We start from the raw sequence: 9,080 nt of genomic DNA on the forward strand, positions 1-9,080 counted from the left end.
CCCCGGGGCGGGCGCGGGGCCCCCGCCGGGGGCGGGGGGCGGCCGCCCCCCCCCCCCCCCCACGGCCGTGGGCCGAGCCGGTCTCAGTCGTGCGGCACGACCGCGACCGGGCTGTGCGCGTGGTGGAGGACGGCGTGGGTGACGTGGCCCAGCCAGGGCGCGGCCGGGTGGAGCCTGGGCCGGCGACGCCCCACCACCGTCAGGCAGGCGCTCCGGGAGGCCTCCACCAGCGCCCGACCGGCCGGCCAGGCGGTCAGCTCGGCCTCGACGCGGACCTCCGGGTGCTTCGCCCGCCAGGGCGCCAGGGCGTCCTGGAGCCGCAGCAGCTCCGCGGCCTCCAGCGCCTCCCTCACCTCCGGCTGGTAGACCACGGGCTCGGTCGAGTACGGCCCCGCGGGCACCTGCCGGCTCTCCAGCACCCGCAGCGTCGTACCCCGTGCTGCGGCCTGTTCGAAGGCGAAGGCGATGACGTCCGGGTCGGCCTGGTCGCTGTCCAGCCCGAGCACCACGTCGCCGGATTCACCGTCCCGTCCGTCGGCCCCGGCGCGGATCACCACGACGGGGCAGTTCGCGTGGCCCGCCGTCCGGAGCGAGACGGAGCCGACCAGCAGCCCGGTGAACCCTCCCAGACCTCGCGAGCCGAGCACCAGGAGGCCGTTGCGGCCCCCGGCGGCGGCGAGCGCGTACGCCGGGTTCCCCGGCATGTGGTCGCAGGTCAGTTCCAGCCCGGGCAGCAGGCGCGCGAGGTGGTCCCGGGTGGCGAGCACCGACGGCGGCAGCTCGCCGCCGCGGTCGGACTCCCCGGGCGCGGTCGAGCCCGCTCCCCCGACGTGGAGCAGCCGCAGCGGCCGGCCGCTGCGGTGCGCCTCCCGGGCGGCCCACTCGGCCGCTGCCGTGCTCGGCTCCGATCCGTCGACTCCGACCACTACGGCGTACGGCATGATGACGGCCCTCCCTTGTGAAACGGTCTTCGATGGTCTTCGACGGTCGCGGCGCGGATGCCGACGACCCGGCGTGCGATCCACGATCGCGCCTGCCGCGGGCCGGTCCCAGGGGCCGAGCAGCCCCAGGGACGGTCCGAAGGTCCCGGTCACGAGTCCGGGACGACGGCGACCGGGCAGAGCGCGTGGTGCAGGACGGCGTGGCCGATCGGTCCGAGCGCGCCGACCAGGAGCGCGCACCGCCTGCCCAGCACCAGGAGCCGGGCCTTGGCCGACGCCTCCACCAGTGCCAGGCCGGCTCCCGTGTCCGTGCTGTCCGCGACGGCCTCGACCTCGGGATGTGCGGCCCGCCAGGGGGCGAGGGCGCGGGCGAGGAGTTCCTCCTCGTCGGCCGGTGCGCCGGTGGCCGAGGCGTGCACGATCCGCAGCGGCAGTCCGTGGCGGTGTGCCGCGGCGAAGGCGAACTCCAGGGCTGCCTCGGCCGGTCGGCGGGCGTCCAGGCCGAGCACGATCTGCTCGCGCGGCTCCGGACCGGCCGGGTCCACCGGCAGCACCACGGTCGGGCAGCCGGCCCGGGCCGCGAGGTGCAGGGCGGTGGACCCGACCCGCAGTCCCGGGAAGCCGCCGGCACCGCGGGCCGCGACGACGAGCAGTTCGGCGTCCTCCCCCGCGGCCAGCAGAGCCGCGGGGGCGACGTCGTGGACCTCCTCGGCGCGGGTCTCCAGCCCGGGGTACCGCACCGCGAGGACGTGGCGCACCTCGTGCAGTAGGCCGCCCGGGCCGGTCCGCCGTCCGACGGACGGGCCCGGGAGCAGATCGGGCATCAGGGGCAGGGCGTGCAGGACGCGCAGCTCACGGCCGAGCGACAGCGCCTCGCGGGCGGCCCAGTCGGCGGCGGCCAGGCTGGGGTCCGAGCCGTCGACTCCGACGGCGACGGGCAGGTCCATCACTGATCTCCTGACGGTCGGCCCCCCTGGTTGCGAGTCAGTCTTCCCAGGTCCAGTCGGTGATCTCGGGCAGGTCGGTGCCGTGCTCGCGGATCCAGTCGTGGTGACGGGTGCGCCGGTCGGCCATCTCCTGGCGCAGGGCGGCGGCCCGGACGGCGAGGCCCGGGACGCGGTCGATGACGTCCATGACGAGCCGGTAGCGGTCGAGGTCGTTGCGGACCACCATGTCGAAGGGCGTCGTGGTGGTGCCCGACTCCTTGTAGCCGCGCACGTGCACCTGGGGGTGGACGGCGCGCCGGTAGGCGAGGCGGTGGATCAGCCACGGATAGCCGTGGTAGGCGAAGATCACCGGTCGGTCGCGGGTGAAGAGGGCGTCGAACTCGGGGTCGGGCATGCCGTGCGGGTGCTCCTCGGCGGGCATCAGCCGGGCCAGGTCGACCACGTTGACCACGCGGACGGCCAGGTCGGGCAGACCGCGGCGGAGCAGCTGGGCGGCCGCGAGGACCTCCTGGGTGGGGACGTCCCCGGCGCAGGCGAGCACGACGTCGGGTTCCCGGGTGCCGTCCTCGGTGCCGGCCCACTCCCAGATCCCGGCGCCCCGGGCGCAGTGGGCGCGGGCCTGGTCGAGGTCGAGCCAGTCGAAGCAGGGCTGTTTGCCGGCGACGACCACGTTGACGTAGTCGCGGCTGCGCAGGACGTGGTCGGCGGTGGCGAGCAGGGTGTTGGCGTCCGGCGGGAAGTAGACCCGGACGGCTTCGGGGCTCTTGTTGAGGACGTGGTCGACGAAGCCCGGGTCCTGGTGGGAGAAGCCGTTGTGGTCCTGGCGCCAGACGTGCGAGGTGAGCAGGTAGTTGAGCGAGGCGATCGGCGCGCGCCAGGGCAGCGCCCGGGTGGTGCGCAGCCACTTGATGTGCTGGTTGACCATGGAGTCGACGATGTGGACGAAGGCCTCGTAGCAGGAGAACAGGCCGTGGCGGCCGGTGAGGAGGTAGCCCTCCAGCCAGCCCTGGCAGGTGTGTTCGGAGAGGATCTCCAGCACGCGGCCGTCGCGGGCGAGGTGTTCGTCGACGGGCAGGGTCTGGGCCTGCCACGCCTTGCCGGTGACCTCGTAGACGGCCTGGAGCCGGTTGGAGGCGGTCTCGTCCGGGCCGACCAGCCGGAAGTCCCTGCGCCCGGCGGTGTCGGCCATCAGCCGTTCGAGCAGGTCGCCGAGCACCCGGGTGGGCTCGTGCAGGGTGGTGCCGGGTTTGTCCACGGGCACGGCGAAGCGCTCCAGCGGTGGGATCGGCAGGTCGCGCAGCAGCAGGCCGCCGTTGGCGTGCGGGTTCGCCCCGAGGCGGCGGTCGGCCTCGGGGACGCAGGCCAGCACCTCGGCGCTGGGCCGGCCGTGGTCGTCGAAGAGCTCCTCGGGCCGGTAGGAGCGCAGCCACGCCTCCAGCTGGGCGAGGTGGGCGGGGTTGTCCCGTACCTGGTCCAGCGGCACCTGGTGGGCGCGCCAGGTGCCTTCCACCGGCACGCCGTCGACCTCCGCGGGACCGGTCCAGCCCTTGGGGGTGCGCAGCACGATCAGCGGCCACCGCGGGCGGTCGGCTCCGCCACCCGTGCGGGCCTCGTGCTGGAGGGCGGCGATCCGGTCCAGGGCGGTGTCCATCGCCTCGGCCATGGCCCGGTGGACGGTCAGCGGGTCGTCGCCGCTGACGTACAGCGGGAGGTGGCCGTACCCGCGCAGGAGCGCGTCGAGTTCCTCCTCGGGCAGCCGGGCGAGCACGGTCGGGTTGGCGATCTTGTAGCCGTTGAGGTGCAGGATCGGCAGCACGGCGCCGTCGTGGACGGGGTCGAGGAACTTGTTGCCGTGCCAGGAGGCCGCCAGCGGTCCGGTCTCGGCCTCGCCGTCACCGATCACGCAGGCGACCAGCAGGCCGGGGTTGTCGAAGGCGGCGCCGTAGGCGTGCGAGAGCGCGTAGCCGAGTTCGCCGCCCTCGTGGATGGAGCCCGGCGTCTCGGGCGCGACGTGGCTGGGCACGCCGCCGGGGAAGGAGAACTGCCGGAACAGCCGGCCCATGCCGGCCTCGTCGCGGGTGACGCTCGGGTAGGTCTCGGTGTAGCTCCCCTCCAGCCAGGAGTTCGCCAGCACGGCGGGCCCGCCGTGCCCGGGGCCCCAGACGCAGATCGCGTCCAGGTCACGGGCCTTGACCACCCGGTTGAGGTGGGTGTGCACCAGGTTGAGGCCGGGCGAGGTGCCCCAGTGGCCGAGCAGGCGGGGCTTGATGTGCTCCGGGCGCAGCGGCTCGCGCAGCAGGGGGTTGGCCATCAGGTAGATCTGCCCCGCCGACAGGTAGTCGGCGGCCCTCCAGTGGGCGTCGAGCGCGCGGATCTCCTCCTCGGAGGGTCCGCCGGGCGCCGGGCTGGGATGGACGGACATGGCTGCGCGCTCCTCGGGTTCGTCGGCTCTCCGACCGCCGGTGGTCGGTCGACTTCATCGTCGCCCCTCGGCCGGCGCCTGCTCAGGGCCCAACAGGCCACATTCCACGGGATGCCGGGGGCCGGTGGTCCCTGCCGGCCGCGAGTTCATCCGGATGGCCCCGCACCACGCGCCGCACCGCACCGCGAACGGCCGGGTGGGGAGAGGGCTGCCCTCTCCCCCCCCACGCCGTTACCCGCCCCCCCGCCTGCCCCCGACCCCCCCCCGGCCCACCCCCCGTCCTAGTCCGCCGGGGTGATGACGCCGTAGTGGCCGTCGTACCGGTGGTACAGGACGTTGCCGCGCCCGGTCTCGCTGTTGGTGAAGAACACGAACGGCAGGCCGCCGAGGTCGAGCCGCGCCACCGCGTCGGCGACACTCAGTTCCGGTACGGCCCGGGTGCTCACCGAGATGCCCGGCTCGGCCGCGGGCGCCGTTCCGGCCGAGGCGATCCGGTACGCCCCCGTCGCCCCGTCGTGCTGGACGACGCTGTCGCAGCCGGTGTGCGCGTCGGTGTAGAGGTGGAAGTCGTAGTCCATCGCCTCCAGTTCGAGCACCGCCGCCCACGCGCTCTGCCGCGCGAGGCTGTAGGTCTTGTGCCGCACGATGCGGCGCTCCTCGCTGCCCAGTTCCCGGCGCTGCGGCCGGTGTTCGTGCCCGGCGGCGGGCCGGTCCTCGTGGTGGCGGTGGTGGTGCCGATGGGTGCGGATCCGGGCGATCCTGGCGTTCAGCCGGTCCTGGAGCAGGTCGACGGCCTCCTGCATGGTGGTGGCGGCGACGTGGGCGCGCACGGGCCGGCCGTTCAGGTCGAGCGTGGCCTGGGCGACCGACGGCCTGGCCACGGCGTGGTTGGGCTCCTGCGCGAGCTTCACCCGGACGGCGAGGACCGGCTCGTCGAGCCTCTCCAGGACGGCGAGCAGCTTGGTCCTGGCGTAGTCGGGCGCGGCCAGGGTGACCTCACCGCGGGTCGTCACGCTGATGTCGGGGACGGGGCGGGTCTGCAGTCGGTTCATCGTGGTTCCCTCTCCGGTGCGTCTGACCAGTGGTGCGCGCGTCGGACCGTGGTGTGCGTTCCGAACCGTGCGGACGGGCCCGGTCCGTGCCGTCGCCCGTCGTTGAAGATCTTCGGATCCGCGGGCGGTGCCTCCCATGGGCCAACGGTCCCGCTCGTCCGCACCGGCGGTCCCTGTTGCACCCGCCCGATGGTCCCGGGGGTGCCGGGCCGAACAGCGGCGCACGAGGCGAACGGGCCCCCGGCGTTCGCCCGGGTCGGGACCAGCGGCCCATCAACCGGTCCCGTCCGGCCCTGGGTCGGCCGCGGGCCCGGCGGGAGATTGGTGCCGCCGGACGACGACGCGCCCGGCCCCGAACCGGCATCGAAGGAGTACCCGTGACCACGCAGCAGGTGCTGGTGGGCCTCGACGGCTCGCCGCAGAGCGAGGCCGCCGCCATGTGGGCGGCGCAGGAGGCCCACCGGTTCGGAGCGGCCCTGCGGCTGCTCCACGTCTGGCCCTGGCTGAGCGGCGCGGAAGCCGAGCGGCAAGCGCGGCCCGACGACCTCAGGCCCGCCGCGCTCGACGCCCTCGCCCGCGTCGCCGACCGGATCCGCACCGCCCACCCGGACCTGACGGTGGAGACCGCCGTGCGGGGCGACGACCCGGTGGACGGGTTGGTCGCCGAAGCCCAGGGGCAGCGGATGCTGGTGCTCGGCTCCCGGGGCCTCGGGGGATTCGCCGGCCTGCTCGTCGGCTCGGTCTCGCTCGCGGTCGCCGCTCGCGCGAGCGTCCCGACGGTCCTCGTCCGCGAGGCACAGCCCCTGCCGCGCACGGACACCGCCCCCGTCCGCGAGGTGGTGGTCGGCCTCGACTCCTGCGAACCGGACGAGGCCGTTCTCGAGTTCGCCTTCACCCAGGCGGAGCGCCGCGGCGCCAGGCTGCGCGCCGTCCACGGCTGGGAGCCGGCCCCGGCCTGGGCCTTCGGAAGCATGATGCCGCCTCCGATGGACCTCCCCGACCAGGAGGGCACCGAGACTGCCCTGCTGTCGGAGCACCTCGCCCCGCTGCGGGCCGGCCACCCGGGCGTGGAGGTCGTCGAGGACGTCCGGATCGGCGGCGCCGCGAACGCCGTCCTGGACGCCTCCGCCGGCGCCGAGCTGGTCGTCATCGGCCGGCGCGAGCGCCGCCACCGCATCGGCATGCTGCTCGGCCCCGTCGCCCACGCCGTGCTCCACCACTCGACCGCTCCGGTCGCGGTGGTCCCCCATCCGTGAGAGCGGGCCGCGCCCGCCACCGCCGTCCGCCGAGCCGTTGAGCCGTCGAACCGTTGACGAAGGAGTTCCGACATGACCGCCGTTCCCGGTCCCGCCGGCCCGGTCCCGCACCGACGCCGGCGCTGGCGCGACCACCTGCGGCGGGCGGTCCGGCGGGACGGCAACCCGCTGGTCCGCCCGGTCGACCGCTCCCGCAGCCGGGCGCTGCTGCTGACCGCGCTCGGCATCGGGCTGGCCCTGGTCCTCGGCGCCGGCGCGGCGGCGGAGCGCTTCACCTCGGTCCGCCACCGGGAGTCCACGACAGCCGCCCGGCTGCACGCCGTCCAGGCCGTCACGCTCACCCCTGCACAACGACGGATCGAGCCCGGCAGCGGGAGGACGCGGTACGAGGCCGAAGCCGCGTGGACCTCCCCCGACGGCCGCGGCACCACCGGAACCGTCGCCGTTCCCGGCGGCACCGCCACCGGTTCGGCCGTCGGGATCCGGGTCGACGACTCCGGCCGGCCCGTCCCTCCCCCGCAGGGGACGATCCAGGCCGGCGCCGACGCGGCCTGCCTCGGGTTCCTCGCCTTCGGCGGCCTGGCCGCTCTCCTCATCGCCGGTCTCAGCATCCGTCTGATGGTCCTCGACCGCCGGGCCGACGAGGCCTGGCAGTGCTCCTGGGCGTCCTTCGAGCCCCGGTGGAACGGTCGCACCCCGCGCGACAACCGGGCGGGGTGACCCCCGGGCCGCGGCCGCGGACGAACCGCACCGACGCAGCCGGTGCCCTCGGCAGCGGACGGCGGACGGCGTCCCGCCCGAGCGGTTCGTCAACGGCCGCGACGTCGGCACCACCCGCGACACGGAGCCGGTCCGCTCTACCGGTTCGCCCGGGATTCCGGCACACTGCCAGGGATCTGTACGACCTGCCCGCCGAGGCGGGCCGAGGGCGGAGCGATGATGGCGGATGACCTGGCGACCGACACGGACAACCCCGTGAAGGTGTTCCTCCTCGACGACCACGAGGTGGTCCGAAGGGGCGTGCACGACCTGCTGGACACGGAACCCGGCCTCACGGTGGTCGGCGAGGCCTCCACGGTGGCCCAGGCGCTCGCCCGCGTGCCGGCGCTGCGCCCGGACGTGGCCGTCCTGGACATGCGGCTGCCCGACGGCGACGGAGTGACGGTTTGCCGCGAACTGCGCTCGCAGTTGCCGGAGTTGGCCTGCCTGATCCTCACCTCCTTCGACGACGAGGAGGCCCTGCTCGACTCGATCATGGCCGGCGCCGCCGGCTACGTCCTGAAGCAGATCAGCGGCACCGACCTCGTCACCGCGGTCCGCACGGTCGCCTCCGGGCAGTCCATGCTCGACCCCGGCGCCGCCACCCGGCTGATGGCCAGGCTGCGCGGCGAGGCCGCGGCCCAGCAGCCGTCCGACGCCCTTCAGCTCACCCAGCGCGAGCGGGACATCCTCGCCCTGATCGGGGAGGGTCTGACGAACCGGCAGATCGGCGAGCGGCTCTTCCTCTCCGAGAAGACCGTCAAGAACCACATCTCCCGCCTGCTCGCCAAGCTCGGCGTGGAGCGCCGTGTCCAGGCCGCCGTCATGGCCACCCGGGTACTGACCGGCCAGGACCCCTCGGCGGCCCGCACCACCGCGTGACCCGGGCCCCGCGAGGGGGTCGAAGGCACCGGGCGGACGGGGACCTCCCGGCGACCCGCCGAGGGACCATCAGCCCCTCGCGGACGGCCCGGCCACCGCCCAGCATGGATGCCATGACAGCCGAAACCACATCCCCGGACGGGCCGCAGTGGCTGAGACTCCTCAGCACCGCGGCCGTCGGCCGGCTGGTCTACACCGTCGACGCGCTACCGGCCGTGATGCCGGTCCGCTACCGGGTGACGTCGGAGGGCGGCGTCCTGCTCCGCGCCGACGCCGACTCCGAGATCGTCCGGGCCGTCGCCGACGCGGTGGTCGCCTTCGAGGTCGGCGAACTGAGCGAGGCGGACGGCAGCGGCTGGAGCGTCACCCTCCTCGGACGGGCCGACGTGACACCTGACGCCGGCCAGGAGCACCCCGTTCGCCCGTCCGCGGAGGCGGTCGCCGGCCGCGTCACCATCCGGATCCGCCCGGAACTGGTGACCGCGCGTTCCCTGCCTGGTTCACCGCCCGCCGAGGTGTGACCTCCCCCGGCGGACGACGGATCCTCACGACAGCGGAGCCGACCAGGTCAGCCGCGTACCGCCCGTCGCCGGGCCGGCCACCTCGAACGCGCCTCCGAGGCCCTCCGCCCGTTCGGCGAGGTTGCGCAGCCCGCTGCGCCGCCCCTGCTCGGGCACGCCGACACCGTTGTCCTGCACCGTCAGCACGACCCGTTGCCCGATGGCCTGCAGCACGACCTCCACGCGGTTCGCCTTCGCGTGCCGGGCGGCATTGCTCAGCGCCTCCCCCAGGACGGCCACGACGTGTTCCGCGACCTCCGC

9 protein-coding genes are annotated in these 9,080 nt (G+C 75.0%); 4 read left to right on the top strand and 5 right to left on the bottom strand.

The genetic code is table 11. The annotated features are described in order from the left end of the window. Positions 1-83: 83 nt before the first annotated feature. From ABZ449_RS38250 to ABZ449_RS38265, 4 genes are all read right to left on the bottom strand, one after another. Positions 84-941 carry a universal stress protein gene (locus tag ABZ449_RS38250; protein WP_360355638.1) on the bottom strand — a complete coding sequence of 286 codons (858 nt, stop codon included), beginning with the start codon at positions 939-941 and terminating at the stop codon, positions 84-86. Between the two features lie 149 nt (positions 942-1,090). After that, entirely contained in the window at positions 1,091-1,888 is a 798-nt protein-coding gene (locus ABZ449_RS38255) for a universal stress protein (protein ID WP_360355640.1), read from the bottom strand. Between the two features lie 37 nt (positions 1,889-1,925). After that, positions 1,926-4,310: a phosphoketolase family protein gene (locus tag ABZ449_RS38260; RefSeq protein ID WP_360355641.1), complete on the bottom strand. Its 2,385-nt coding sequence runs from the start codon at positions 4,308-4,310 to the stop codon at positions 1,926-1,928. A 281-nt stretch (positions 4,311-4,591) separates the two neighbouring features. Beyond that, positions 4,592-5,362 carry an HPF/RaiA family ribosome-associated protein gene (locus ABZ449_RS38265; RefSeq protein WP_360355643.1) on the bottom strand — a complete coding sequence of 257 codons (771 nt, stop codon included), beginning with the start codon at positions 5,360-5,362 and terminating at the stop codon, positions 4,592-4,594. 377 nt (positions 5,363-5,739) lie between these two features. On the opposite strand from ABZ449_RS38265, the gene ABZ449_RS38270 reads away from it, so the two are divergent. The 4 genes from ABZ449_RS38270 (at position 5,740) to ABZ449_RS38285 (ending at position 8,780) form a co-directional block, all read left to right on the top strand. Continuing rightward, the gene (locus ABZ449_RS38270; RefSeq protein ID WP_360355645.1) at positions 5,740-6,618 is read left to right on the top strand and encodes a universal stress protein; all 879 of its coding nucleotides are present in this window, start codon (positions 5,740-5,742) and stop codon (positions 6,616-6,618) included. Positions 6,619-6,690: 72 nt separating this feature from the next. Beyond that, on the top strand, positions 6,691-7,338 hold the full coding sequence (locus ABZ449_RS38275) for a hypothetical protein (protein ID WP_360355648.1): 648 nt from the start codon (positions 6,691-6,693) through the stop codon (positions 7,336-7,338). A gap of 219 nt (positions 7,339-7,557) precedes the next feature. Then, positions 7,558-8,259 (top strand): response regulator transcription factor, encoded by a 702-nt coding sequence (locus ABZ449_RS38280; RefSeq protein ID WP_360355651.1) that lies wholly within the window; start codon positions 7,558-7,560, stop codon positions 8,257-8,259. 113 nt (positions 8,260-8,372) lie between these two features. Beyond that, the gene (locus ABZ449_RS38285; protein WP_360355654.1) at positions 8,373-8,780 is read left to right on the top strand and encodes a pyridoxamine 5'-phosphate oxidase family protein; all 408 of its coding nucleotides are present in this window, start codon (positions 8,373-8,375) and stop codon (positions 8,778-8,780) included. 24 nt (positions 8,781-8,804) lie between these two features. Here the strand turns inward: ABZ449_RS38285 and ABZ449_RS38290 are convergent. Further along, a partial coding sequence (locus tag ABZ449_RS38290; RefSeq protein WP_360355656.1) for an ATP-binding protein occupies positions 8,805-9,080 on the bottom strand: 276 nt, incomplete at its 5' end.

Origin of the sequence: Kitasatospora sp. NPDC005856 (assembly GCF_040629945.1) — a bacterium.
Taxonomy (GTDB): Bacteria; Actinomycetota; Actinomycetes; order Streptomycetales; family Streptomycetaceae; genus Kitasatospora.

What these genes read in the sequence shown, in the direction of transcription:
- ABZ449_RS38255 (WP_360355640.1), bottom strand. Translation starts at nt 1,888, where the DNA reads ATGGACCTGCCCGTCGCCGTCGGAGTCGACGGCTCGGACCCCAGCCTG.
- ABZ449_RS38265 (WP_360355643.1), bottom strand. Translation starts at nt 5,362, where the DNA reads ATGAACCGACTGCAGACCCGCCCCGTCCCCGACATCAGCGTGACGACC.
- ABZ449_RS38285 (WP_360355654.1), top strand. Translation starts at nt 8,373, where the DNA reads ATGACAGCCGAAACCACATCCCCGGACGGGCCGCAGTGGCTGAGACTC.
- ABZ449_RS38280 (WP_360355651.1), top strand. Translation starts at nt 7,558, where the DNA reads ATGGCGGATGACCTGGCGACCGACACGGACAACCCCGTGAAGGTGTTC.
- ABZ449_RS38250 (WP_360355638.1), bottom strand. Translation starts at nt 941, where the DNA reads ATGCCGTACGCCGTAGTGGTCGGAGTCGACGGATCGGAGCCGAGCACG.
- ABZ449_RS38275 (WP_360355648.1), top strand. Translation starts at nt 6,691, where the DNA reads ATGACCGCCGTTCCCGGTCCCGCCGGCCCGGTCCCGCACCGACGCCGG.
- ABZ449_RS38260 (WP_360355641.1), bottom strand. Translation starts at nt 4,310, where the DNA reads ATGTCCGTCCATCCCAGCCCGGCGCCCGGCGGACCCTCCGAGGAGGAG.